Source organism: Kribbella hippodromi, assembly GCF_039531045.1.
Taxonomy (GTDB): domain Bacteria; phylum Actinomycetota; class Actinomycetes; order Propionibacteriales; family Kribbellaceae; genus Kribbella; species Kribbella hippodromi.
In genome coordinates this window covers 50,332-75,172 of sequence record NZ_BAAAPH010000006.1, presented here as the reverse complement: position 1 = coordinate 75,172, position 24,841 = coordinate 50,332, and the positions used below count along the sequence as shown (strand labels likewise).

General features: G+C 67.9%; 24 protein-coding genes and 1 pseudogene. 13 read left to right on the top strand and 12 right to left on the bottom strand.

The annotated features are described in order from the left end of the window. Positions 1-48: 48 nt before the first annotated feature. The 4 genes from ABD260_RS10955 to ABD260_RS10940 are packed head-to-tail and all read right to left on the bottom strand — an operon-like array spanning position 49 to position 3,278. The gene (locus ABD260_RS10955) at positions 49-441 is read right to left on the bottom strand and encodes a YccF domain-containing protein (RefSeq protein ID WP_344233303.1); all 393 of its coding nucleotides are present in this window, start codon (positions 439-441) and stop codon (positions 49-51) included. Beyond that, positions 438-1,289, bottom strand: coding sequence for an alpha/beta fold hydrolase (locus tag ABD260_RS10950; RefSeq protein ID WP_344233302.1), 852 nt, complete (start codon positions 1,287-1,289; stop codon positions 438-440). Before ABD260_RS10950 ends, ABD260_RS10955 begins: the two co-directional genes overlap by 4 nt. Then, complete coding sequence (locus ABD260_RS10945; protein ID WP_344233301.1) at positions 1,261-2,397, bottom strand: saccharopine dehydrogenase family protein; 1,137 nt, start codon at positions 2,395-2,397, stop codon at positions 1,261-1,263. The genes ABD260_RS10950 and ABD260_RS10945 overlap by 29 nt, the downstream gene beginning before the upstream one ends. Beyond that, positions 2,394-3,278, bottom strand: a complete 885-nt coding sequence (locus tag ABD260_RS10940; RefSeq protein ID WP_344233300.1) for an SDR family oxidoreductase — start codon at positions 3,276-3,278, stop codon at positions 2,394-2,396. The genes ABD260_RS10945 and ABD260_RS10940 overlap by 4 nt, the downstream gene beginning before the upstream one ends. Positions 3,279-3,351: 73 nt before the next feature. Between ABD260_RS10940 and ABD260_RS10935 the strand changes: the two genes are divergently transcribed. The 8 genes and pseudogenes from ABD260_RS10935 to ABD260_RS10905 all read left to right on the top strand — a co-directional run bounded on the left by ABD260_RS10935 (position 3,352) and on the right by ABD260_RS10905 (position 10,267). After that, positions 3,352-3,936 (top strand): TetR/AcrR family transcriptional regulator, encoded by a 585-nt coding sequence (locus tag ABD260_RS10935; protein ID WP_344233299.1) that lies wholly within the window; start codon positions 3,352-3,354, stop codon positions 3,934-3,936. A gap of 5 nt (positions 3,937-3,941) precedes the next feature. Beyond that, positions 3,942-4,406, top strand: coding sequence for a DUF2269 family protein (locus ABD260_RS10930; protein WP_344233298.1), 465 nt, complete (start codon positions 3,942-3,944; stop codon positions 4,404-4,406). Positions 4,407-4,415: 9 nt separating this feature from the next. Then, entirely contained in the window at positions 4,416-5,219 is an 804-nt protein-coding gene (locus ABD260_RS10925) for an exodeoxyribonuclease III (RefSeq protein WP_344233297.1), read from the top strand. Positions 5,220-5,385: 166 nt separating this feature from the next. Then, positions 5,386-5,529, top strand: coding sequence for a hypothetical protein (locus tag ABD260_RS10920; protein ID WP_344233296.1), 144 nt, complete (start codon positions 5,386-5,388; stop codon positions 5,527-5,529). Next, the gene (gene tnpB, locus ABD260_RS10915; protein WP_344233295.1) at positions 5,526-6,866 is read left to right on the top strand and encodes an IS607 family element RNA-guided endonuclease TnpB; all 1,341 of its coding nucleotides are present in this window, start codon (positions 5,526-5,528) and stop codon (positions 6,864-6,866) included. Before ABD260_RS10920 ends, tnpB begins: the two co-directional genes overlap by 4 nt. A 26-nt stretch (positions 6,867-6,892) precedes the next feature. Next, positions 6,893-8,977, top strand: coding sequence for a S9 family peptidase (locus ABD260_RS10910; RefSeq protein ID WP_344233294.1), 2,085 nt, complete (start codon positions 6,893-6,895; stop codon positions 8,975-8,977). Positions 8,978-9,339: 362 nt separating this feature from the next. Continuing rightward, a pseudogene (locus ABD260_RS37790) lies at positions 9,340-9,414 on the top strand (hypothetical protein); the annotation flags it as partial. Beyond that, positions 9,386-10,267: a sigma-70 family RNA polymerase sigma factor gene (locus ABD260_RS10905; protein WP_486327068.1), complete on the top strand. Its 882-nt coding sequence runs from the start codon at positions 9,386-9,388 to the stop codon at positions 10,265-10,267. The pseudogene ABD260_RS37790 and the gene ABD260_RS10905, both read left to right, overlap by 29 nt. 116 nt (positions 10,268-10,383) lie before the next feature. On the opposite strand, the gene ABD260_RS10900 is transcribed toward ABD260_RS10905, so the two are convergent. The 3 genes from ABD260_RS10900 to ABD260_RS10890 all read right to left on the bottom strand — a co-directional run bounded on the left by ABD260_RS10900 (position 10,384) and on the right by ABD260_RS10890 (position 13,389). Further along, entirely contained in the window at positions 10,384-11,310 is a 927-nt protein-coding gene (locus ABD260_RS10900) for an endonuclease/exonuclease/phosphatase family protein (RefSeq protein WP_344233293.1), read from the bottom strand. Between the two features lie 100 nt (positions 11,311-11,410). Continuing rightward, complete coding sequence (locus tag ABD260_RS10895; protein WP_344233292.1) at positions 11,411-12,127, bottom strand: HAD family hydrolase; 717 nt, start codon at positions 12,125-12,127, stop codon at positions 11,411-11,413. Between the two features lie 53 nt (positions 12,128-12,180). Continuing rightward, positions 12,181-13,389 carry a CPBP family intramembrane glutamic endopeptidase gene (locus ABD260_RS10890; protein ID WP_344233291.1) on the bottom strand — a complete coding sequence of 403 codons (1,209 nt, stop codon included), beginning with the start codon at positions 13,387-13,389 and terminating at the stop codon, positions 12,181-12,183. Positions 13,390-13,435: 46 nt separating this feature from the next. Between ABD260_RS10890 and ABD260_RS10885 the strand changes: the two genes are divergently transcribed. The 4 genes from ABD260_RS10885 to ABD260_RS10870 all read left to right on the top strand — a co-directional run bounded on the left by ABD260_RS10885 (position 13,436) and on the right by ABD260_RS10870 (position 17,853). After that, complete coding sequence (locus ABD260_RS10885) at positions 13,436-14,404, top strand: Dyp-type peroxidase (RefSeq protein WP_344233289.1); 969 nt, start codon at positions 13,436-13,438, stop codon at positions 14,402-14,404. 32 nt (positions 14,405-14,436) lie between these two features. Beyond that, entirely contained in the window at positions 14,437-16,008 is a 1,572-nt protein-coding gene (locus tag ABD260_RS10880; protein ID WP_344233288.1) for an ATP-dependent DNA ligase, read from the top strand. Beyond that, positions 16,001-16,774: a class I SAM-dependent methyltransferase gene (locus ABD260_RS10875; protein WP_344233287.1), complete on the top strand. Its 774-nt coding sequence runs from the start codon at positions 16,001-16,003 to the stop codon at positions 16,772-16,774. The genes ABD260_RS10880 and ABD260_RS10875 overlap by 8 nt, the downstream gene beginning before the upstream one ends. Positions 16,775-16,983: 209 nt before the next feature. Beyond that, positions 16,984-17,853, top strand: a complete 870-nt coding sequence (locus tag ABD260_RS10870) for a helix-turn-helix domain-containing protein (protein ID WP_344233286.1) — start codon at positions 16,984-16,986, stop codon at positions 17,851-17,853. Here ABD260_RS10870 and ctaD read toward each other — a convergent pair. The 4 genes from ctaD to ABD260_RS10850 form a co-directional block, all read right to left on the bottom strand. Then, on the bottom strand, positions 17,850-19,535 hold the full coding sequence (gene ctaD / locus ABD260_RS10865) for an aa3-type cytochrome oxidase subunit I (protein WP_344233285.1): 1,686 nt from the start codon (positions 19,533-19,535) through the stop codon (positions 17,850-17,852). The genes ABD260_RS10870 and ctaD overlap by 4 nt on opposite strands. Before the next feature lie 80 nt (positions 19,536-19,615). Continuing rightward, the gene (locus ABD260_RS10860) at positions 19,616-20,137 is read right to left on the bottom strand and encodes a type 1 glutamine amidotransferase domain-containing protein (RefSeq protein ID WP_344233284.1); all 522 of its coding nucleotides are present in this window, start codon (positions 20,135-20,137) and stop codon (positions 19,616-19,618) included. 70 nt (positions 20,138-20,207) lie between these two features. Continuing rightward, a complete protein-coding gene (locus ABD260_RS10855; RefSeq protein WP_344233283.1) occupies positions 20,208-21,008 on the bottom strand; it encodes an LLM class flavin-dependent oxidoreductase in 801 nt (266 codons plus the stop codon). An 18-nt stretch (positions 21,009-21,026) separates the two neighbouring features. Continuing rightward, positions 21,027-21,848: an alpha/beta fold hydrolase gene (locus ABD260_RS10850; RefSeq protein ID WP_344233282.1), complete on the bottom strand. Its 822-nt coding sequence runs from the start codon at positions 21,846-21,848 to the stop codon at positions 21,027-21,029. A gap of 84 nt (positions 21,849-21,932) precedes the next feature. On the opposite strand from ABD260_RS10850, the gene ABD260_RS10845 reads away from it, so the two are divergent. Next, entirely contained in the window at positions 21,933-22,808 is an 876-nt protein-coding gene (locus ABD260_RS10845; protein ID WP_344233281.1) for a LysR family transcriptional regulator, read from the top strand. Here ABD260_RS10845 and ABD260_RS10840 read toward each other — a convergent pair. Further along, a complete protein-coding gene (locus tag ABD260_RS10840; RefSeq protein WP_344233280.1) occupies positions 22,801-24,840 on the bottom strand; it encodes a glycoside hydrolase domain-containing protein in 2,040 nt (679 codons plus the stop codon). The genes ABD260_RS10845 and ABD260_RS10840 overlap by 8 nt on opposite strands. Between the last annotated feature and the right edge of the window lies 1 nt (position 24,841).

Genomic DNA, 24,841 nt, shown 5'->3' with positions numbered 1-24,841 from the left:
GCCCAGATCAGGTGGGCAGAGCGCCCCAAACCGGTTTGGGGCGGTGGGTCAGCGAACGGCGAACGGCTGGTTGGTCGGGACGATCTCCTTGCCCAGTGGGAGCAGCGAGACCGGGATCAGTTTGAAGTTCGCGACGCCGAGCGGGATGCCGATGATGGTCAGGCAGAGCGCGATGCCGGTGGTCAGGTGCCCCAAGGCGAGCCACCAGCCGGCGAAGATGATCCAGATCAGGTTGCCGAGCAATGCGCCCGCGCCGGCGTCGCGCCGGTCGACCACGGTCCGGCCGAACGGCCACAGCGTGTACCCGGCGATCCGGAACGACGCGATCCCGAACGGGATGGTGATGATCAGCACGCAACAGATGATCCCGGCGATGGCGTACCCGACCGCCAGCCAGAACCCGGCGAGCACCAGCCAGATCAGGTTGAGGAGCGTCTTCATGTCCCCCAGCCTGCCACCTCACGGGTGTGTTTCCGGACCAGTTCGGCGACAAGTCCGGGATTCTTCCGGGGCATCCAGTGGCCACCCCTGATCACCTCGACCGTGACGTTCGGGGCCCAGCGCGTCACCTCGGTTTGCAGCGGTGTGGTGACGAACGGATCGTCCTCCGGCGATACAGCCAGCACAGGTACGTCCGTACGCCGCTCGGACGGACGGATCAGCCGGGACACGACGTTCGCGCGGTACAGCTTCATGCCGTTCACGTAGTCGCCGATCGATCGGCCGCCGGCGTCCTGCTTCTCCAGCCGATCGAACACCCGGTGCGCCCAGCCCCTCCGCCACGCGAGCTCCGGGAACCACGGCAGGTGGAAGTAGAAGATGTACCAGGAGTGCAGCAACTGCCGCAGCGCCGCCTGGCTTCGCTGCCGGAGGAAGTACCCGGCGTGATCGAGGGACGGCCCGGAGATGGACGTGAAGGACGCGATCCGATCGGTCAGAGCCGGATCGGTGACGAAGTGCCAGGCCTGGATCGATCCCCAGTCATGCGCCAGTACGTGGACCGGCCGATCGGGTGACACCGCATCGATCACAGCGCGGAAGTCTTGCTGCAAACGATCCAGCGCGTACGCGGACGTGCTGCTCGGCTGATCGGACTCGCCCGCGCCGCGCACGTCGTACGCGATCACGTGGAACTCTTCCGCAAGGAGATCCGCGACCGGTCCCCACATCGCCGCGTTGTCCGGATAGCCGTGGATGCAGATCAGTACAGGCGCCTCGGCGTTGCCGTAGTCGTAGACGGCGAGCCGGGTGCCGTCCGCGCTAGTAGTAGTCGACGTCGAGGGTGGCAAAGGTCATCCCCGCTTTCACCAGTCGCTCGCGCAGAGCGGCGCCCATCGCGGCGGCGGTCGTGGTCTGTCCTGCTGTCCGCGGCAGATCGTCCAGCGCCAGGCAGAGGGCGCTTTCGCCGAGCATCTTCGCGGTCTCGTCGTACCCGGGGTCGCGGCCGGCCACCTCGGTGATCACCTGCTTGCCGCCGCCGCGTCCGATGAAGCGCACGTTGAACCACGACCGCGCCCGCTGCTCAGCACTCGGACCGTCACCCGGCTGCAATCGGTTCAGCAACGCCTTGCGTACCGGCGGGATCTGGGCGCCGGCGATCAGCAGACCCATCCCGCCCACGCCCGCGGCGACGGTCGGGAGGCGCCTGAGCGCGGCGTAGTGGCCGTAGCGGAAGTCGGGTCCGTAGCGGTCGAGCAGGCGCGCGGAGTACCCGACGATCTGCGGATCGATCGTCGGCAGCGGAACAGCCCAGAACCCTTGCCGGCGGTGGATTCGGCCCGCGACCGCGCGCGCCTTCCGCCCCTCCGGACGCGGTTCGGCCGTACGCCGGGCGCGATGCGCTTCGAGGTTCTGCTTCGGCCGGGAGAAGGCGGTGATGGCGGTATGGAACGTCCCGCCGGACGGCCGTCCACCGGCCCGCAACAGCCCGTCGACCTGGATCGGTACGTTCTCCGGCAATTGCTCGACGGTGTACTGCACGCCCAGGTCGTACGGGATCGAGTCGAAACCACACGCATGGATGATCCGCGCACCGGTCTGCGTCGCGCGCTCGTGGTAGCGCACGTACATCCGGTCCAGGAACTCGGGCTCACCGGTCAGATCGAGGTAATCGGTACCGGCTTCGGCGCAGGCCGCGACGAGCGGTTCGCCGTGCTGGATGTACGGGCCGACGGTCGTGGCGACGACCTTCGTGGACTCGGCCAGCTCCCGGAGCGACGCCGGATCGGTCACGTCCGCATAGAGCACGTCCTTGCCGAACCGTTCCAGCTTCTGTTTGTTGCGTCCGGCAACGGCCCAGCGCAGTCCCGCCGGCGCGTTCTTCGCCAGGTACTCCGCGGTCAACGCACCGGTGAAGCCGCTCGCACCGAGCAGCACGATGTCGTACGAACGGCTCATCGGCGGCCTGCTTTCGCACTGTCCGCGTGTCCACCCGCACCGGCCGGCCGTGACGATTCCTCGGCGCCGCGGGCCTCGATGTCCGCGAGCGCGGCCGCGTCGGCCTTCGGCACGCTGAACCGCGAACCCAGCTCGATCACATGCGGGATCACCCAGCGGAACACCTTCAGCGCGCCGATCCAGCCCGGTACGTGCACGGTCCGCGAGCGCTTCGTGATCCCGTCGACGAACTTGTCCACCGCGAACTCCAGCGGGTACGTCTTGCTCGCCAGCGGAATGCCCGTCCGGACCCGGCCGAACACCGGGTGCTCGTCGGCGCCGCGCACCATGTCGGTGTCGACGAAGGTCATGTGCGCGACACCGACCCGGACGCCGAGATGCTTCAGTTCCGGCCGCAGCGTGTCCCCCATCGCCTCGACGCCGGCCTTCGCCACGTTGTACGAAGCCAGGCCGGGGATGTGCACGATCGCGGCCAAGGAGGACACGAGTAAAAGGTAGCCCTTGCTCTCCAGCAAGTACGGCAGCGTGGTGTGGACCGTACGCCAGACGCCGAGCAGGTCGACCTCGATCACCCGCTCCCAGGCGTTCGGGTCCATGCTGCGGCTGAAGCCCGGCGCGGCGATGCCCGCGTTCGCCATCACCACGTCGATCCGGCCGTAGCGCGCGACGATCGCCTCGACCGCGGCGCGCAGCGAGTCGGTGTCGGTCACGTCGGCCTCCCACCAGCCGGCCTCCGGACCGCAATCCGCGGCGACCTGCTTCAGCTCGTCCGGCTCCAGCCCGACCAGCGCGAGCGTGGCACCGCGGGCCGCCAGCTTCCGGGCCACCGCGGCGCCGATCCCGCGCGAGGCACCGGTGATGAGGACGACTTGACCACGCATCTGGACCTCCAGCTTGTTGAGTGGATACTCAACAGTAAGTGCTTGTTGACCAGATACTCAATAGACTGCCGCTATGACCCAGGCCTCCCGGTTGCGCCCCGACGAACGGCGGGCACAGATTCTCGCGGCCGCTCGCCGAGTCCTGCTCGCGGATCCGCACCGGGAGCTGACGGTCGAGCGGGTCGCGGCCGAGGCCGGCGTCTCCCCCGCGCTGCTCTTCCACTACTTCGGCTCGAAGAAGAAGTTCCGGTACGCGGTGATCGAGGAAGCCGCCGCCGAAGTCATGCTGCGGACCGCCCCGGACCCTTCCCTGCCACCGGACGAGCAACTCCGGTCGGGCATCCGCGCCTTCGTCCGCGCCGTCTTGGAGGCTCCACAGCTGTACCGGGCGACGCTGCTGATGTCCGCGGCCGGCGACCCGGAGATCCGCGCACTGCACTCCGATCTGCGGCGCGTGTTCAGCCAATGGGTGATCAGCGCGGTCGCCGAGCGTGGCATCGAGGTCACCCCGGTGGTGCAGTTGGCCTGCTATGGCTGGCAGGGTTACGTCGAACAGACCCTCCTGGTGTGGATCGACAATCCGGCTGTCTCGCCCGAGGCGCTCGAGCATCTCTGCGAGCAGTCGCTGGACGCGATCCTCTCGACGACCTCCGAGTGAGCGTGATGAACGACTTCTTCCTGACCGTCCACATCCTCGCGGCCATCCTCTGCGTCGGCCCGGTGACCATCGCGGCCAGCATGTTCCCGCCGATCGCCCGCCGCGTCCTGACCTCCGACTCCCCCGACGCCGGCGCTCTCCGGATCCTGCACCGGATCAGCCGGGTGTACGCGTGGGCCAGCCTGGCCGTACCGGTCTTCGGCTTCGCGCTCGCGGGCAGCAAGCAGATGACCGGCGAGCGCTGGCTGATCATCTCGATCGTCCTGACCGTGGCCGCCGCGCTGGTGCTCGGATTCTTGGTCGTACCGGCGCAGGCGAGTGTGCTGGCCGTTGCCGACGGCGCGGCCGAAATGCGCAACGAGGTACTGCCGAAGGCGAAGCAGCTCTCGATGACGACCGGGATCTTCTCGCTGCTCTGGCTGGTCGTCCTGGTGCTGATGGTTGTCCGCCCGGGGCACCACAACGGGTAAGGTTCCCGCGTGCTGACGGTTGCCACGGTGAATGTGAACGGGATCAGGGCCGCCTTCCGGCGCGGGATGGCGCCCTGGCTGGAGACCACCGATCCGGACTTGCTGCTCCTGCAGGAAGTCCGGGCGACCGACGAGGTACTCCGCGACCTGCTCGGTGCCGAGTGGAACCTCACGCACGCCGAGCCCACGATCGACGGGCACAAGGGCCGGGCCGGTGTCGCGGTGGCGAGCCGCCGGCCGATCAAGGACGAGCGCGGCGAGATCGGCCCGGAGCGGTTCGCCGGAACCGGGCGCTGGGTCGAAGCCGATGTCGTACTGGATGACGGTTCGACGCTGACCGCGGTGAGTACGTACGTGTTCACCGGTGAGTTCGAGACGCCGCCGCGGCAGGAGGAGAAGTACGCGTTCCTCGACGCGATCACCGCGCGGCTGACCGAGCTGCGCGCGGACGGCCGGCACGTACTCGTCTGTGGCGATCTGAACATCGCGCACCGGGAAGAGGACCTCAAGGCCTGGAAGGCGAACCGGAAGAAGAGCGGCTTTCTGCCCGAGGAGCGGGCTTGGCTGGACCGGTTGTTCGCGGCCGGCTGGGTCGATCTCGGGCGGCGCTTCGGCGGTGACGGACCCGGCCCGTACTCGTGGTGGTCGTGGCGCGGCAAGGCATTCGACAACGACGCCGGCTGGCGGATCGACTACCAGATCGCGTCACCCGAGCTGGCCGCCGCGGCGACCTCATGTGCGGTGCATCGGGCGCCCACGTACGCCGAGCGCTGGAGCGATCACGCGCCGGTGGTCGCGACGTACGGCGCCTAGTGCCGGATTGGCTCGGCAGCCCTTTCAGCAGGGGCCTGGTTCGCTCATGCCCGATGACGCGGTTTATGACGGCAGCTGGCTAGGACGAGGTCGTGGCGACCTTGGATTGATGTCCGCCGGGCGCCGCCGACCGATTTGTGTCGGTGGGGACTATGAGACTGCGTGTATGCCTGGCGATACTGTTTTGCTCGACGACCACTTCGCGTTCCTGGCGACTATCGCGGTGCGGTCCGACCTGGTAGTGCCGCGGACCATGCCCGGCGCACCGTCGCGCCCGCGTCCGACCCGGCGGTTCGGGGATCCGTCGTGACGCTGCGCGCGTACAAATACGCGCTGAAGCCCACCCGCCGCCAGGCGCGATACCTGGATGGGCACTGTGGTGCAGCGCGTAAGGCGTTCAATTGGGGCCTCGGTCGGGTCAAAGCCGTGATGGACCAGCGAGCGGCGGAAGCCACTTACGGCATCGCCGCGGAGCTGATGACTCCGGCGATCTCGTGGACGATGTACTCTTTTCGCAAGGAATGGAACCAGGTCAAGGACGCCGTTGCGCCGTGGTGGGCGGAGTACTCGAAGGAGGCCTACGCCTGCGGCCTGACCCAACTCGCCGCCGCGCTGAAGAACTGGGGCGCCTCGCGCACGGGTAGGCGCGCTGGGCGTGTGATGGGGTTCCCGCGGTTCAAGTCCAAACGCAAGGCAGTCAAGTCATGCCGGTTCACGACCGGCCCCCTGGGTTGCGAAGACCGGTACGCAGTCCTGCCGCGGATCGGCCGCGTCCGGCTGCACGAGAGACCAGCCTCGGAGCTCATCGACGGTACCGCCCGGATCGTAGCCGCGACGATCCGCTGGGAGCGTGGCCGTTGGTTCGTTTCGTTCACCGTCGAGCAGGATGCGCCCGCCCAGACTCCGAACCGGCCCGACGCTGTAGTCGGTGTGGATCTCGGGATCAAGTCCCTTGCCGTCCTGGCCGAACCTCTTGGTGAGCCACACACGCTGCCGAACCCAAGGCACCTGGAGGGTTCGCTGCGCAAGCTCGGCAAGACGTCGCGTCGCGTATCCCGCCGCGTTGGCCCAGACCGCCGGACAGGTCGGGTGGCGTCGAACCGGTGGAAGCGCGCCAACGCCCAGCGCAACAAGGTGGATCACCGGATCGCGTACCAGCGAGCCGACACTCTGCACAAGCTGACGACGGCGGTCGCTCGCGAGTACGGGACTGTTGTGTTGGAGGATCTGAATGTCGCCGGGATGCTCAAGAACCGGCGTCTTGCCCGCCGGATCGGGGATGCAGCTTTCGGTGAGATCCGGCGGCAGTTGACGTACAAGACTGAGTGGAACGGCGGGCGGCTGGTCATGGCCGACCGCTGGTTTCCTTCCAGCAAGACCTGTTCCGGTTGTGGAGTGGTGAAAGCCAAGCTGCTCTTGTCCGAGCGCGAGTACGTTTGTGACTCCTGCGGTCTATGCATGGACCGTGATGAGAACGCGGCGAGGAACCTTGCCGTACTGGCCGTCGCCGCGAGTGGTGCGGAGACGTTAAACGGACGTGGAGCCGACCAGAAGACCCGGCCTGCCGGGCAGGTGGCTGTGAAACGTCTACCCGGCAACCCTGTGCGTAAGACCGGGACCGCCTTGCCAGAGGCTGTGAGTGTATGACTCACTTGCAACGGTAGTCTCGCGGCATGTCTGAGACTTCATCTTCCGCGGTGCCACCGGTCGCCGCCCGGAAGCCGGTAGAGCGCGTCCATCACGGCGACACCTTCGCCGACGACTACGAGTGGCTGCGGGACAAGACCGACGACGAGGTCCTCGGGTACCTGCGGGCCGAGAACGCGTACACCGAGGCTCGTACCGCGCACCTGGAACCGTTGCGCGAGGCAATCTTCAAGGAGATCTCCGACCGGACGCTGCAGACCGATCTGAGCGTCCCGGCGCGGCACGGCGGGTACTGGTACTACTCGCGCACGATCGAGGGCAAGCAGTACGCGCTGCACTGCCGGGTCAAGGCCGACGGCGACCAGCCGCCCGCGACCGACGGCGCGATCGCGGGCGAGGAGGTGCTGCTCGACGGCAACGAGGTGGCCGGCGACTCCGAGTTCTTCTCGCTCGGCACCGTCGACGTCTCCCCGGACGGGCGGCTGCTGGCGTACTCGGTCGACCTCAAGGGCGACGAGCGGTTCACGCTGCGGGTCAAGGACCTGAGCACCGGCGAGCTGCTCCCGGACGAGCTGCCCGAAGTGCACTACGGCTCGGCCTGGTCCGCGGACGGCTCGACCATCTTCTACACGAAGGTGGACGACGCCTGGCGCCCGTACCAGGTCTGGCGGCACGCCCTCGGCGCGTCCGACGACGTGCTGGTGATGGAGGAGCCGGACGAGCGGTTCTGGGTCGGCGTCGACCTGACCCGCAACGAGCAGGCGATCATGATCGCCCTCGGCAGCAAGCTGACCAGCGAGGTCTGGCTGCTCGACGCCCGGAACCCGGCCGGCGATCCGGTCGTGGTCGCGCCGCGCCGCGAAGGTGTCGAGTACGACGTCGAGCACGCCGGTGACCAGCTGCTGATCACCCACAACGCCGACGCGGCGAACTTCTCGCTGGCGTCTGCCCCGCTCGACGCTCCGGGCAATTGGACGACCCTGCTGGAAGGCGACGAGACGAGCCGGCTGCTCGGGACAGACGCGTTCGCGGACCACGTCATCCTGTACCGGCGGCGTGACGCGCTGACCGAGCTGGCGATCATGCGCCGCACCGGTGACGGCTTCGGTGCACCCGAGGCGCTGGAGTTCGACGAGCCGATCTACACGGTGTCCCCCGGTCGCAACGATGAATGGCACGACACCCGGTACCGGTTCGGGTACACGTCACTCGTCACGCCAGGTACGACGTACGACGTGGAGGTCGCGACCGGAGAGCGCCGGCTGCTCAAGCAGCAGCCCGTACTCGGCGGGGTCGACCTCGGCGCGTACACGCAGTACCGCGAGTGGGCGACCGCGCCGGACGGGACGAAGGTACCGATCTCGATGGTCGCCCGGAAGGACGTGGCGAAGGACGGGAACGCGCCGGTCGTGCTGTACGGCTACGGGTCGTACGAGAGCTCGATGGACCCGTGGTTCTCGATTCCGCGGCTGTCGCTGCTCGACCGTGGCGTGGTGTTCGCGATCGCGCATGTCCGGGGTGGCGGCGAGCTCGGGCGGCACTGGTACGACGACGGCAAGATGCTGGCCAAGCGGAACACTTTCACCGACTTCATCGCGGCCGCGGAGCACCTGGTCGCGGCCGGGTGGACCAAGCCGGAACGGATCGTCGCGCAGGGCGGCAGCGCCGGCGGACTGCTGATGGGCGCGGTCGCCAATCTCGCGCCGCGGGCGTTCGGTGGAATCGTCGCCGAAGTACCGTTCGTGGACGCGCTGACGACGATTCTCGATCCGTCCCTGCCGCTGACCGTGATCGAGTGGGAGGAATGGGGCAATCCGCTCGAGGACGCCGCTGTGTACGAGTACATGAAGTCGTACTCGCCGTACGAAAACGTCACCTCGCAGGAGTATCCGCGAATCCTGGCGATCACGAGTTTGAACGACACCCGGGTGTTCTACGTCGAGCCGGCCAAATGGGTGGCCAAACTCCGCGCCACCGCCACCGGTACGCCGGACGTGCTGCTGAAGACCGAGATGGAAGCGGGGCACGGCGGCCGGAGCGGGCGGTACGACGCGTGGCGCGAGGTCGCGTTCTCGCTGTCGTGGGAGCTCGACACCCTCGGGCTGAGCTGACTGCCTGAGCTGACTGCCTGAGCTGCACGGATCGGGCCGACGGAATGGCCGGGAAACCGGCCGGGGACCGGAATTTTTGCCCCCGGAGCTGTGTTGTGCAACACATCCGGGGGCACCGGAACGTTTGATTTCTGGACAGATTCTCAGGTTCCCCGGCGCGTGTCGGGCCGAATCGCAGGCCGATCCCGGGACGAGGGGCCCGGACACCGATTTCCAGCGCGTTTGCCTGTTGGGAACTCTCAGGGAACGTTCAGGGTGTTTACACACTCGTGCTGGAATCTTGAACCCTACTCGAGCGTTGCTCTCCATGTAACGACGAAGGGAGTTTCGGTGGCTCGCATGGCTCGTGTCCGCAGCACGGACGACGGTATCGACGGCAAGGACAGTGTCGGTCTCTACCTCGAAGAGATCGCACGCACGCCCCTGCTGACGGCTGAGGAAGAGGTCGAGCTCGCTGAGACGGTCGAGGCAGGACTCCTGGCGGAGCAACTGCTGGCCGAGGGGCGGGTTGGACGCAAGAAGGGCGGAGCGCCCAAATATGCGACGGAGGATGAGCTGGAGTGGCTGGCCGCGGAAGGCCGGCGGGCTCAGCAGCGGTTCGTGACCGCGAACCTCCGGCTGGTGGTGTCGATCGCGCGCCGGTACGGACGATCCCAGATGCCCTTGCTGGACCTGGTCCAGGAAGGCAACACGGGACTGATCCGGGCGGTGGAGAAGTTCGACTACCGGAAGGGATTCAAGTTCTCGACGTACGCGACGTGGTGGGTGCGGCAGGCGATCACCCGCGGCATCGCGCAGCAGGCCCGCGTGGTCCGGCTGCCGGTGCACGTGGTGGAGCAGCTGAACCAGATCGGATCGGCGCGGCGCACGCTGGAGCGCAAGCTCGGGCGCGAGCCGGAGATCGACGAGATCGCCGCCGAGCTGAACCTGGACGAAGAGCGGGTGACCGAACTGATCCGCATCGGCCGGGACCACATCAGCCTGAACAGCCCGGTCGACGACGAGGGTGAGACCTCGCTGGGCGACCTGATCGCGGCCGAGACCGCGCCGGGTCCGGACCAGCTGGTCGCCGACGCTTCGGACCGTTCGGGCCTGTTCAGCCTGGTGGACCAGCTCGACCCCCGGTCCGCCGACGTGATCCGCCGCCGATACGGCCTGCACGACGGCCGGCAGGCCAAGCTGGCCGACATCGGCGCGGTGCACGGCATCTCGGCGGAGCGAGTCCGCCAGATCGAGCGTGAGGCGCTGGGCCGCCTGCGCCTGATGGCAGACCCGACCCTCGCCGCGTAACACCCACTCCGAAACCCCTCAGGACCCCCGAGCCACGACCTGGCCCGGGGGTCCTTCGGTTTCCCATCAGTTCAGCGGGGTCAGCGGGGTCAGCGGGGTCAGCGGGGTCAGCGGGGTCAGCGGGTCAGGGTGATCCAGGACTCGACCGGGAGGTGGTCGCTCGGGAACTGGCCGTTCTTGCTGAAGGTGTTGATGCTCGCCTTCTGGACACGCAGGCCGGGCGTGGTGAGGATCCAGTCGATCCGGTCGCCGTTCGGCGTCAGCGGCTTGTAGCCGTGGAACGTCGCGTACAGGGCACTGCGCCGCTCGGCCGTTGCCCAGCTGTCGGCGAACTTCCCGCTGGTGACCAGCTTGTCGTACACGGGCAGCCCCGGCTTGGCGGCCTCGTTGTAGTCCGCGGTGAGGATGACCGGCAGGCTCTGGTCGAAGCCGGCGATGCGCTGCAGGATCAGATCGGCGGACTTGGCGCGGGCGGGCGCGGAGTACGCCTCCAGGTGAGTGTTGACGGCGTAGAACTCCTGCCCGGTCGCCTTGTCCTTGAAGTGCACCCAGGTGACCATCCGCGGGCAGCAGCCGCCCCAGGTCTGCGAACCGACCACGTCCGGGGTGTCCGACAACCAGAAGTGGTCGTACTCGAGCGGCTGCAGCCGGCGCTGGTCGTAGAAGACCATCATGAACTCGCCTTTGCTGCCGCCCTCCCGCCCGAGCCCGATCGAGGCGTACGTAGACCCCAGATCGGCCTGAATGTCCTGCAGCTGGGAGTACAGGCCCTCCTGGGTGCCGATCAGTGCCGGCCGCGCCTTCTTCAGTTGTTCCCGCATCACCGGCCGCCGCTCCGGCCAGCTGTTGGGCGGCGTCGCGCTTGCGTACCGCAGGTTGTACGACATCACATGCAGCGGAACACCGGCGGCTGCCGTCCCGGCGGTGGTCGCGGGCGTTCCGGTTGCTTCGGTAGGTGCTGCCTGGGAGACGCCACTGGTCAGGGTCAGGCCGGCAACGGCCGCCGCGACGAGCGCGGCGAACCGACGGCGAGTGGTGAACATGTGAAAAACCTCCAAGGGCGGTTAGCAAGGAGGTAGGACGTTAACCACCCCAGGTAACCATCCGCCAACCGAAGCGAGTCGCCCACATGACACACCAGCTCTAAGCAGCCTTGTCGTTCCAGCTGTCGATCAGGGCCGGTAGCTCTGCCAGGCGCTGGATGGTGGCTTCGGGGGTGCCCTCGGTGTGGCCGATCTGTTCCAGGGGGATGGCGCTGTGGGGCAGGTGGGCGGCTCGCATGCCGGCGTTCTGAGCGCCCCAGACGTCGTCGAACAGGCGGTCCCCCACGAACAGGCAGCGGGACGGATCGGTCACCCCGACCGCGGCCATCGCCGCCAGGAACGCCTCCGGGTGCGGCTTGGTGTGCGCGATCTCGCTCGTGTACACCGCGCCGTCCAGCAACTCCAGCACTCCGTCGCGCGCGAAGATCGCCTCATGCCGTCGCCGCGACCAGATCGTGTTCGACAGCACGCCGACCTTCAGACCACGCTCTCGCAGTGCACGCAGCGTGTCGATCGCATCCGGCTCGAGCACGGTATGCGGGTCCCACTGCCGCTCATACTCCGCGAGTGCCTCCGCCGACAGCACCACCTCGGCCAGTACGCACACCTCCTCCAGGGTGCTGCTGCGGTGCTCATCCCGTGAGCGCCGCCAGACAGAACCCTCGGCCGCCACCAGGCGCGCCGCGAGCTCCTCGGCGCGGGGCTCGTCGAGGACGGTCGTCACCGCCCGCCAGGTGTTGTGCAGGTCGATGTCATGCCAGGTGGCAAGCGTCCCACCCCAGTCGAAGAGGACGGCTTCGATGTTCGCGTCAGTCACAGGCGCAACCCTGCCAGAGCCCGCCGACAGTTTCAGCTGGGTTCAGCCGGGTTTCAGCTCAGGGTCGCGACCTGTTTCCGTTTCGCCAGCCAGAGCACCGCGAACGCGTAGAACGCCAGGCACGGGATGTCGGACACCAGCAGCGTCCACGGCGCCCCGCCCTGCTCGTCCCAGCCGCCCAGCTGACCCATTGCCGCAGGCAACAGAAACGCGGACAGGTTGTTCAGCGAGTGCAGCGCGATCCCGGACTCCAGTCCCCCGGTGCGTACCGTCAGCCAGCCGACGACGACCGCGAACAGGAACACGTCGGCCATCGCCCAGCCGGTGTACCCGTGCGCCGAGACGAACGCCAGCCCACCGATCACGATCCCCGGCCACGGCGTACGGAAGATCGTCCGCAGCCACCGCATCCGCCCGTGCGGCTGATCCGGCCCGTACGCGCCGATCGCCTGGATCAGCCAGCCGCGGAACACGAACTCCTCCGCCGCGGACTGGAACGGCACCAGCGCGATGATCACCAGCGCCGGGGCGATGAACGCACCGAGGCCGACCCACGACCCGCCTTCCTGGCCGATCGCGTCGTTCGACGGGAACACCGCGTCGACCAGGATGCCCATCAAGTACGTCAGCAGGATGTACCCGAGACCGGGCAGGCAGCACCAGAGCAGCCAGCGCCAGCGAATCCGGTTCAGTACCGAGGCAACGCTCCAGAACGGCCGGCGCTGCACGATCCAGGCGACCAGTCCGACAGCCGGGGTCAGGATGCCGAGCAGGACCAGGTTGAGCGCGAGGTTCTCGGTCTCGTTCGAGAACCAGTTCGAGCCGCTCACGGCCGGCAGCGGGCCGATGAAGATCCGGTGCGCGATCATCCAGCCGACCGCCACGATGCCGGTCAGGACGATCGCCATCGCGCCGAGCAGCAGCGTCCCGGTCAGCGGGCGCCACCAGGCGTGCTTGGGGGTCCGGGCAAGGCGGTGGAAGGGGGTGCCCTGCGGTGCCGGGATGATTCGCGGCTCGCGATACCCGAACTGACCCGGGTACGACGGCGGTGCGCCCCACGGTTGCGGGTACGGTCCCGGATACTGCTGACTGTGCGGCTGCGGATACGGCTGCACGTACGGACCCGGCGGGTACGGCCCAGGCTGCTGGGGGCCCGGCTGCTGCGGGCCTGGTGGGTACGGTCCCGGCTGCTGCGGGTACGGTCCCGGCTGGTGCGGGTACGGGCCCGGCTGGGAAGGTGGTCCGGGCTGTTGCGGGTCCATGACTGGACTCTAGAAGATCGGGCCAAGTCGACGGAGGGAGAACACGGTGGTTACTGGACCGGCACCGGGGGCGGCGGCCGCGACTCGAGCTCTGCCGCAGTCGGTACTGATGCCGCTGACCGGCTCGGCGATCTTTCTGGTCGTCGCGATCGAGCCAGGCGGCGAGGAGGCCACCCGTGACCTGCTCGAGGACGTCAGCGGCCTGGTGCGCTCGGTCGGCTTCCGGGTCCCGACCGGCAGCCTGTCCTGCGTGACCAGCATCGGTGCCGACGTCTGGGACCGGCTGTTCAGCGGCCCCAAACCGGCCGAGCTGCATCCGTTCGTCGAGCTCCACGGCGGCAAGCACCACGCGCCGTCCACACCCGGCGACCTGCTGTTCCACATCCGCGCCGCCCACCTCGATCAGTGTTTCGAGCTGGCGAACCAGATCATGAACGCGCTCGACGGCGCCGCGACAGTCGTCGACGAAGTACACGGCTTCAAGTACTTCGAGATGCGCGACCTGCTCGGCTTCGTGGACGGTACGGAGAACCCGACCGGGGCGACCGCGTCGGACGCCGTACTGATCGGCTCCGAGGACCCGGCCTTCGCGGGCGGGAGCTATGTGATCGTGCAGAAGTACCTGCACGACATGAAGGCCTGGAACACGCTGAGCGTCGAGCAGCAGGAGCACGTGATCGGCCGCACCAAGCTGGACGACATCGAGCTGTCCGACGACAAGAAGCCCAGCAACGCGCACATCGCGCTGAACGTGATCGAGGACGAGGACGGCAACGAGCTGAAGATCCTCCGCGACAACATGCCGTTCGGCACGGTCGGTACGCAGGAGTTCGGCACGTACTTCATCGGGTACGCGAAGACGCCGTCCGTGACCGAGCTGATGCTGCGCCGGATGTTCCTCGGTGAGCCGGCCGGGAACTACGACCGGATCCTCGACTTCTCCACCGCGGTCACCGGTGGGCTGTTCTTCACCCCGTCGGCGGACTTCCTGGACGATCTGCCGCCGGCGCCCTGACCCCTCACGCGCTTCCGGAAACTGTCCGGGGCATGAGTGACACTGGGGTCATGTTGCTGAGTGAGGTGGTCGCGACGTCGGCGGCGCTGGCCGGGACGCGGTCGCGGCTGAAGAAGGCCGAGTTCATCGCCGGATTGTTGTCGAAGGCCACCGAATTCGGCCGGCCGGCGGTGACCGAGATCGTCGTCACCTACCTGTCCGGTGAGCTTCGCCAACGGCGTACGGGCGTGGGCTGGCGGACCTTGCAGGACGCGCCCGAGCCGGCTGCGGAGGCTTCGCTGACCGTTGAAGAGGTGGACGCGGCGTTCGCCGAGCTGGCAGAGATGTCCGGCGCCGGTGTGCAGGCGCGGCGGCGGGCGGCCGTCGACGCGCTGTTCGGGCGGGCGACGGCGGATGAGCAGTGGTTCCTCCGGCAGCTGGTCGGCGGCGAGCTGCGGCAGGGCGCGCTGGACGGCGTGATGGCCGATGCGGTTGCTCGCGCAACCGGGATCCCGCTGGTGAAGATCCGGGCGGCGACGATGCTCCGTGGAGCGGCTGCTCCGGTTGCGGTCGCGGTGCTGACCGAGGGTGAGGCGGGGCTGGCGCAGTTCGGGCTCGAGGTCGGGCGGGGCGTGCAGCCGATGCTGGCGCAGTCCGCGACCACGGTTGCGGAGGCCTTGGCCAAGACGGGTACGCCCGCCGCGCTCGAGTGGAAGCTGGACGGGATTCGTATCCAGGCGCACCGGAACGGCGATCAGGTGGTCGTGTACACGCGGACGCTCGACGACATCACGGCGCGGGTACCGGAAGTGGTCAGTGCCGTACGCGCCTTGGATGCGCAGCAGGTCGTGCTCGACGGTGAGCTGATCGCGCTGCGCGCGGACGGGCGGCCGGAGCCGTTTCAGGTGACTGGATCGCGAACGGCGACGCGCTCGGCGACCGGGCCGGACACGGTTCCGTTGACGCCGTACTTCTTCGACATCCTGCACCAGGACGGTCAGGATCTGCTTGGCCTGGAGAGCACTGCACGGCACGAGTGGCTCGCGAAGCTCGTTCCGGAAGAGCGCCGCGTACCGCGATTGGTGACCGATGACGCGGAGGCCGGGCAGGAGTTCTTCGCGGACGCTGTCCGGCGCGGGCATGAAGGCGTGATGGTGAAGTCGCTGACGGTTCCGTACGAGGCCGGCCGGCGCGGGTCCGGCTGGGTGAAGGTCAAGCAGACGCATACGCTCGATCTGCTTGTTCTCGCGGCCGAGTGGGGTCACGGGCGGCGTACTGGCTGGCTGTCGAACTTGCATCTCGGGGCGCGGGACGAGGAGACGGGCGAGTTCGTGATGCTCGGGAAGACGTTCAAGGGGCTGACCGACGAGCTGTTGCGGTGGCAGACCGAGCGGTTCCAGGAGATCGCGGCGCGACGCGACGACTGGGTGGTGTACGTACGTCCGGAGATCGTGGTCGAGATCGCGTTCGACGGGGTGCAGACGTCACCGCGGTACCCGGCCGGGATGGCGCTGCGGTTCGCCCGGGTGCTGCGCTATCGCGAAGACAAGTCGCCCGCTGACGTCGACACGATCCAGACCGTCCGCTCGATTCAGCTCGGACCTGAGAGTGTGGAGCATGGCTGAAGATCCTGATGTCGTGTCCCGCCAAACCGAAGACGCTGACGTGGCGTCCCGGCGAGCCGATGATCCTGATGTCGTGTCCCGGCGGCTGGCGCGCGAATCGCTGGACCGTGACGATGCGACCGGTTGGTTCGAAAACTTGTATGCGGCCGCGGCCGACGGCGAGGCGGTGGTCCCCTGGGATCGCGGGACCGCGCATCAACTCCTGGTCGATTGGATCGACGAGGCGCAGCCCGACGGGACCGGCAAGACCGCGGTGGTAGTCGGCGCCGGCACCGGTTGGGACGCCGAGCTGGTAGCCGACCGCGGGTACGACACCACCGCCTTCGACATCTCCCCTAGTGCGATCGAGACTGCCCGCCGGAACCACCCGGGCTCCCGCGCGCACTACCTGGTCGCCGACCTCCTCAACCCACCCGCCGACTGGCACCAGGCTTTCGACCTGGTGGTGGAGATCTACACCGTCCAGGCCCTCCCCCGCCCCCTCCAACCAACCGCCATCCACCAGGTAACCACCCTCGTAGCCCCCGGCGGCACCCTCCTAGTAATCGCCGCCGCAGCCCCAGACACCACCTCCCCCACCGCCGCACCCTCCACTCACGCCGAGGCCCAGTCCGATGCGGTGTCCGACGAGGCCCAGGGTCCGCCCTGGCCGCTCAGTCGCGCCACCATCCAGTCCTTCAGCACCCCGGACCTGCACCTGATCCAGCTAGACCGCACCCCCAGCCCCACCATCCTCCGCTGGCGAGCCGAATACCTCCGCGACTAGCCCCGCCCCACACAGCCTGCTCGACTGCGATGCCGCTGGCGGGTTGTTTCGCGGCTGGCGCGCTATAACACGTCAGCGGTGAAACAAGCCGCCAGTCCGTCGTGCGGATGGTCGACGTCGCGGGCAGTCCGGCGGCCTGTCCGTCAGCGGCGGCAAGCAGGGTGGGATTGCATGGGAACATTTGTTCGATAATGATGTAGAGTGGGGGTATGGCGGGGCGTGGGGTGGTGGGGCCGACGGCTTTGCGGATGATGTTGGGGAGTCATCTGCGGGAGTTGCGTGAGCGCGCCGGGGTTTCGCGTACGGACGCCGGCTGGGCGATCCGTGCTTCGGAGTCGAAGATCAGCCGGCTGGAGCTCGGGCGGGTCGGCTTCAAGCAGCGGGATGTGTCCGACCTGCTCAGCTTGTACGGGGTGGCGGACGCCCGCGAGCGGGAGCGTCTGCTCGACCTGGCGAGAGAAGCGAACGACCCGGGCTGGTGGCACCGCTACGGTGACGTCACCCCGGACTGGTTCGACGCGTACCTGGGGCTCGAGGTGACCGCCGACCTGATCCGCAGCTACGAGATCCAGTTCGTACCAGGCCTGCTGCAAACTGCCGCGTACGCGCGGGCCGTGGCGCAACTGACGCCCGGCGGACCACGCACCGACGCTGAGATCGAGCGCGTCGTCGCCCTCCGCACTCGCCGCCAGCGCGTACTCGACCGCGAACCGCCGCTCAAGTTCTGGGCGGTCATCGAGGAAGCCGTCCTGCACCGCCCGATCGGCGGCCCCGGCGTGCTCCGCGAGCAACTGACCGCCCTCCGCCAAGCCATCACCCGGCCGAACGTGACGATCCAGATCATCCCGCTCCACAGCACCGGCCATGCGGCGACCGGTGGAGCATTCTCACTGCTCCGGTTCCCGCAGCGCGACCTCCCGGACATCGTCTACCTGGAGCATCTGACCAGCGCGCTCTACCTCGACAAGCGCGACGACGTCGAGGCGTACACCCAAGCGCTCGCCCTGCTCGCCTCCACCAGCCCGTCGCCCCAGCGCACCAACCAGGAGCTGACGCGCCTCCTGAGCGAGCTCCCCTAAAGCTCGATCGATCGCCGATGGGCGTACGGCGCGAGCTCCGGATGGTGCAGATCGAACGCCGGCGACTCGGACCGGATCCGCGGCAGCGACACGAAGTTGTGCCGCGGCGGCGGACAACTGGTTGCCCACTCCAACGATCTCCCCCAGCCCCACGGATCGTCCACCTCGACCCGCGGACTGCGCCGCGACTTGTACACGTTGTAGAAGAACGGCAGCATCGACATACCCAAGATGAACGCGCCGACGCTCGACACCTCGTTCAGCGTCGTGAAGCCGTCCGCCGGGCTGTAGTCCGCGTACCGCCGCGGCATGCCCTCAACCCCCAGCCAGTGCTGGACGAGGAACGTGGTGTGGAAGCCGATGAACAGCAACCAGAAGTGCAGCTTCCCCAGCTTCTCGTCGAGCATCCGCCCGGTCATCTTCGGCCACCAGAAATAGAACCCGGCGAACATCGCGAACACCACCGTGCCGAAGACCACGTAGTGGAAGTGCGCAACGACGAAGTACGAATCCTGCAACTGGTAATCCAATGACGGCGACGCCAGGATCACCCCGGTCAGACCACCGAACAGGAACGTGACCAGGAAGCCGATCGACCACAGCATCGGCGTTTCGAGCGACACCGCACCGCCCCACATCGTGCCGATCCAGTTGAAGAACTTCACCCCGGTCGGCACGGCGATCAGGAACGTCATGAACGAGAAGAACGGCAGCGCGACCGCGCCGGTGGTGAACATGTGGTGCGCCCAGACCGCGATCGACAACGCGCCGATGCCCATCGTGGCGGCGACCAGACCCATGTACCCGAACACCGGTTTGCGACTGAACACGGGCAGCACTTCGGTGACGATCCCGAAGAACGGCAGCGCGATGATGTACACCTCTGGATGCCCGAAGAACCAGAACAGGTGCTGCCAAAGTATCGGCCCACCATTGGCAGCATCGAAGACATGCGCCCCAAGCGATCGATCCGCTTCCAGTACGAGCAGCGCTGCCGCCAAGATCGGGAATGCGATCAGTACCAGGATCGACGTGACCAGGACGTTCCAGCAAAAGATCGGGAGCCGGAACATGGTCATGCCCGGCGCGCGCATGGTGATGATCGTGGTGACGAAGTTGACGCCGCCGAGGATCGTCCCCAGACCGGCCATGTACAGGCCCATGATCCACATGTCACCGCCGACGCCCGGCGATCGGATCGCGTTCGACAGCGGCGAGTACGCGGTCCAGCCGAAGTCCGCCGCTCCGCCGGGGGTGAGGAACGCGCCGAGCGTGATCAGGCCGCCGAACAGGAACAGCCAATAGCTGAACATGTTCAGCCGCGGGAACGCCACATCGGGCGAACCGATCTGCACCGGCATGATGACATTGGCAAAGCCAACGAACAGCGGCGTCGCGAACAACAGCAGCATGATCGTGCCGTGCATCGTGAAGAGCTGGTTGTAGACCTCTTCGTTGACGAACTGCAGGCCCGGCTTGGCCAGCTCCGCCCGGATGATCAGCGCCATCACACCGCCGATCAGGAAGAAGCAGAACGACGTGATCAGGTACAGCTGGCCGATCACCTTGTGATCGGTTGTCGACAGCACCCGTCCGATCGCCCGCCCGAGCTGTCGCCGCTGTGGTGCGGCGGCCGGTCCGGTGCGTGCAGCGATCCCGGCCTGTCCACCCACAGTCGCCATGCGGACCTCCCGAACTACCGCAACCCTTTCGATTAGACACCTGAACCCGCGGCAGCAAAACCCCCGTCAGCCGGGAACAGTCAGCCGAGAGCCGCCAGCAACGTCTTCCCGAACACCGGCAGATCGTCCGGTTTGCGGCTGGTGATCAGGTTCCCGTCGGTGACCACGCTCTTGTCGACCCAGTTCGCGCCGGCGTTGCGGAGATCGGTCTGCAGACTCGGCCAGGACGTCATCGTCCGCCCGCGCACCACGTCCGCCTCCACCAGCGTCCACGGCGCGTGACAGATCGCCGCGACCGGCTTCCCGGAGTCCATGAAGGCCTTCACGAACCGGACCGCGTCAGCGTCGGTCCGCAACGCATCCGGATTCGCGACTCCGCCTGGCAGCACCAGCGCGGCGTAGTCGTCGACCGAGGCCTTCTTGACGACCTGGTCCACCTTCGCGGTTTCCGCGGCGGTCAGGTGATTGAACGTCTGCACCTCTCCGGCTTCCGGACTGAGCAGTACTGGTTCATGTCCGGCATCGCTGACGGCCTTCCACGGCTCGGTCAGCTCAACCCGCTCGGTCCCCTCGCCGGCGACCAGGAATGCGATCTTCGACATTGTCGGCTCCTTTCGGTGACCGCGTTCGGTACCCAGGCAGCCGCTCGCCTAACTGCTTTGGTCCGCCTGACTACTGCGGCGGGCCGGCCGTGATGATCGCGCGGGCGTCGGCGAGCCGGAGCGTCTCGGGATCGGTGTCCGTCAGCCACCAGGTCGCCCCAGCGGCGGCGTACGGGCGGGGGTCGGTGCCCTGTTCCGGCGCGATCGCGACGTCGTAGCCGTCCAGGCTGCCACGCAGCGAGCGGATCACCTCGGCCGCGTCGGCGAGTTGCTCCGCCGACGTGAGGTGCACCGGAAAGAACCCGTCATACCGTGCCGCCCGGCGGACCGGCTTTGCGCTGCCAGGAAAAGCCGCCGCCCAGATGGGTACGCGACCAGCCACCGGCCGCGGCAGGAACCGCACGTCATCAACCACGTGATGCTTGCCGTGATGCTGCACCGGCTCCCCGGTCCACCCCGCGGTCAGGATGTCCAGTGTCTCGTCCATTTGCTCGGCCCGGATCCGGTCGTTCAGTTCTTCGCCGGTTTTCGAGTACTCCTGCGCGAACCGGTCGCTGCCCAACCCGATCCCGAGGATCAACCGCCCGGCCGACAACTGATCCAGAGTCGTTGTCTCGCGCAACAGTTTCGTCGGCCGGCGGCGCGCGACCGGCGTGACCATCGGACCGATCCGCAGCCGTTCGGTCGCGGCCGCGATCGCGCTCATCGTGATCCATGGGTCCGCGACCTCGCGTACGGGCGCCCGCCACCACAACTGATCCCACACGAAGAACCCGTCCCACCCGGACTCCTCGGCCGCGGCAGCCAGCCGCGCCACCTGCACCGGATCAGCCAATTCGTCGAACAACGGCACCCAAACCGCGTACTTCATTCATCGCTCCTAGTGTCATCAACGCGTGTGCTCGAGGACCGCGGCCACGAACGCGTCCCAGTACGGCTCCGACAACCCATGCCCCATCCCAGGCATCACCAACCACCTCGCGCCCGGCACCGCGTCCCGAATCGCCGCACCGTGCGGTAGCGGAAGGAGCGGGTCCGCGTCGCCATGGATCACGAGCACCGGCTGGGTCAGCTCGCCGAACCCGCCGTGCCGCGGACCGTCGAATGTCATCGCGTAGTGGTTCGTCATCGCGGCCTCGTAATCCCGCGTCCGCGCCAGGTCCGCGCGGACCAGCGCCCGCGCCGACGCCTCGTCGAACTGTCCTGCCGCCTCCGCCTCGATCGCCCGGACGACGTACTCCTCGACGGCCGCCCGGTCGCCGAAATCCGGAGCCTCCACCCGTGGCATCGTCGGCACGGGCGGCGGCAGCCCTTCGTCGCCGGTGCTCGACGAAACGATGGTCAACGACGCGACCCGGTCCGGGTGATCGACGCCGAGGATGAGTGCGATCCCGCCGGACATCGACTGCGCGATCACATGTGCTTGCTCGACCCCAAGGGCATCGAGCAGCGCGGCGGCGTCGGCGGCCAGGTCGCTCATCGCGTACTGCGGCGCGCCGACCGGATACGAGGTCGATCGGCCGGTGTCGCGCTGGTCGTACCGGATGACGTACCGGCCGTGCTCGGCGAGCCGGCCGCAGAGTCGGTCGTCCCACCAGATCATCGAGGCGCCGGCGCCGTGGATCAGCAGGATCGCCGGGTCGGCCGGAGCCCCGAACGTCTCCGCGCACAGTTCCACGCCGTTGAGGCGGTAGAGCTTCTCAGTGGTCATGAAACGACCGTAGAAGCTGGCCAGCGATCATGAAAAGCGATTGATTCCGATCAAACCGATCGTCCACGGCGATAGACTCCGGTCATGTACGAGCTACGCCACCTCGCCACCCTCGCAGCAGTCGCGGACGAAGGCACGTTCGGGCGCGCCGCGCACCGGCTCGGGTACACGCAGTCGAGCGTCAGCCAGCAGATCGCCGTTCTGGAGAAGGCGGCGGGCGGCGCACTGTTCGATCGTCCGGGCGGGCCGAAGCCGGTCCGGATCACGCAGCTCGGCGCCGTCGTGCTGCGGCACGGACGAGACCTGTTGCGCCGCGCCGACGAGCTGGCCGACGGGATCGAGCGCTTCCGGGCGGGCGACAGCCGGATCGACATCGGTACGTTCCAGACCGTCTCGAACACCTTGCTGCCACCGATGATCCGCGAGCTCCGCGACGCGCATCCGGGCTGTGACATCCGCCTGTTCGAGGAGGAAACCGACGATCCGGACCTGTCCGGCCTCGACCTGATGTTCTTCGATGGCCCAGCCGGCGACGGCCTCGAGGACCTCAAGCTGCTCGACGACCCGTACGTACTCGTGGCGCGCCCCGGCGACTTCCCGGCCGGCCCGGTCCCGCTCAAAACCCTCCACCAGCTGTCGCTGGTCGCGCATCCGGCGATCTGTCACCAGGTCGTGGTCGAGGATTTCCTGCGTACGCGCGACATCCACCCGCGATTCGTGTTCCGTACGGAAGGCAACGAGGCACTACTCGCCATGGTCCGCGCCGGGCTCGGTGCGGCACTCGCCCCGCGGCTCGCCGTGCTCCGCGACGACCCGGCCTTGGCGCTGCACGACCTGACTCCGGAGCTCCCGCCCCGCGAGATCTTCTTGCTGTGGCAGGCCGGCCGCACGCACTCCCCGCTCGCGGCGCACGCGATCGAACTCGCGCGGAGTGCGGCGGCCGACCTCCTTATCAGCTGACTGTCAGGACCTTCGACGCCGTCTGCGTACCTTGGTGGTCGGCGTCCGCGAGCCACACCACGCGGTACGTGTATGTGCCCCGAGCCGTCGGCTTGATGCTGAACGCGAACTTCCCGTTCGTGGTGAGCTTCCCAGTTGTCACGGCCGCCCACGAAGTACCCGACCGCCGCTGCAGGTACGCGGTCATGCCCGCGTGCGGCGGGTTCAGATACCCGTACAACAACGTCGATGCGCCGAGCTTGATCGCGCCGGGCGTCAGGTACGCCGACATCGCCGGTCGTACCTCTACCAGCGTCGCCGCACTACGCGTACCGAGCAGGCCGACCGCGCCGTTGTAGCCCCACATGTAGTACGTGGACACGGCCGGCTTCTGCGCAGTCGTCACGACCCCGTTGGCATCCGACTTGAACGATCCGACCGTCGACCACTTCGTCGCGTTCTTCGCCTTCGAGTACAGCACCACCGGTACGCCGGCCAGCTTCGCGGCGCCGTCCAGCCGGGTCACGGTCGTCGACACCGTCACCGCACCCGTGTACATCACCGAGGCCGGCGTCGCACCGATCGTTGCCTTCGTACCAACGAGACGTACGTCGACACCGGGCCCGATCTTGCCCTTGCTGTCCTTCACCCACACGCGGTACGCGTAGCTGGCCGAGTTCGACAGGCCGGTCTGGGTGAACATGCTCGCCGTGCCGTTGTACACCGCCGTACCCGAGATCGGCAGCGGCGGCGGAGTCGAGCCGACCGCCCGGCGGACCATGATCTGACCCAGCGTGGTGTTGGCCGGCTTGGTCCAGCGCAGCGTGGCAGCCGCGACCCCACCGGTAACACTGGCGCTCGACACAGGCGGCGGCGGTGCGGTCAGGTTGACGTAGTTCCGGTCGATCTTCATCGTCACGCCACCGTTGGTTTCGGACTGATCGCCCGCGAACTGGTGCACCCGCTGGTGGTTGTTCCAGTACGTCGCCGGGATGTACTTGCTCGTCCCGACCGGCACCGATCCCCAGTGGGCGAACCAGATGTTGTCCGGCCGCGTGTACGCCGTGCTCGTGTACGCGCTCGCGAGATCCGCCCCACCGGACGCGGCGCTGACGTACGCCCCGCCGACATACCCACGCGAGTTGAGCTCCTGCGTCCAACCGCTCAAGTACGACAGCACAGCCGCCTTGCACGCCGCGGTGGAGGGATAGTCCTCGATGTCGCTGTAAATCGCACTGCGCTGGGCGAACCCGAGTGCCTGCGCGGCGGCGACCGAGTTGATCGCGGCGTTCCGGCCCTGCGACAGCGCGGTCGCCGCGACGGCCGACATCCGGTTCGAGGCCGAGAACCGCGTCGAGCACGGCGCTTGCAGGCCAACGTCGAGGAGCTGGAACTGCCAGCCCTTGGCCGCATTCGCCGACACCCAGGCAGGCGTCAGATTCGGCTGCGTGGCACACGTCCGGACCGAACCGCTGATGTAGATGCCGACGCCCTGGTAGGTCGGGCGCCACGCGTCCATCGTGGCCTGGGTCGGCGCGTCGCAGGCGTCGAAGCCATATCCAGCGAAGTTGCCGGTGGCAACGATTGAGGGGGTCACGGCGAGCGGCCGGGCAACCGCCGCGTGGCCCGAAGGCGTCTTGGTGACCACCCGGCCGGCGGCGAGCAGTCCGTTCGCGGCAGCCTCGGCGCCCGGCGGGTAGTACGCGGTCGCGAGTACGCCCGCGGCGGTGATCTGGCGGCGCAGCAGTCCGTCGGTCGACGGCTGCGCGGTGGTCAGTGGCTCCAGGATCAGGCCTGAGCTCCGGCCAACCAGGTGGGCGGGGCAGTCGGACTGTGCCGTGCTGCGGCCCAGGTAGACGGCCGGCCGGTCGAGCCGTACGCACGCGGTCGGGTTGGCGGCCAGGTCGACCACGGGCCACGATGCCGGAACGGTTATTTGGTAGCCGCGGTAGGAGACCGTTCTGGTCTCGTCGGCGGCCGCCGGGCCGGTAGCGGTGATTCCCGCTACCAGCGCGAGGGCGAGTACCAGCCCCCCAGGTCTGAACAACCTCACG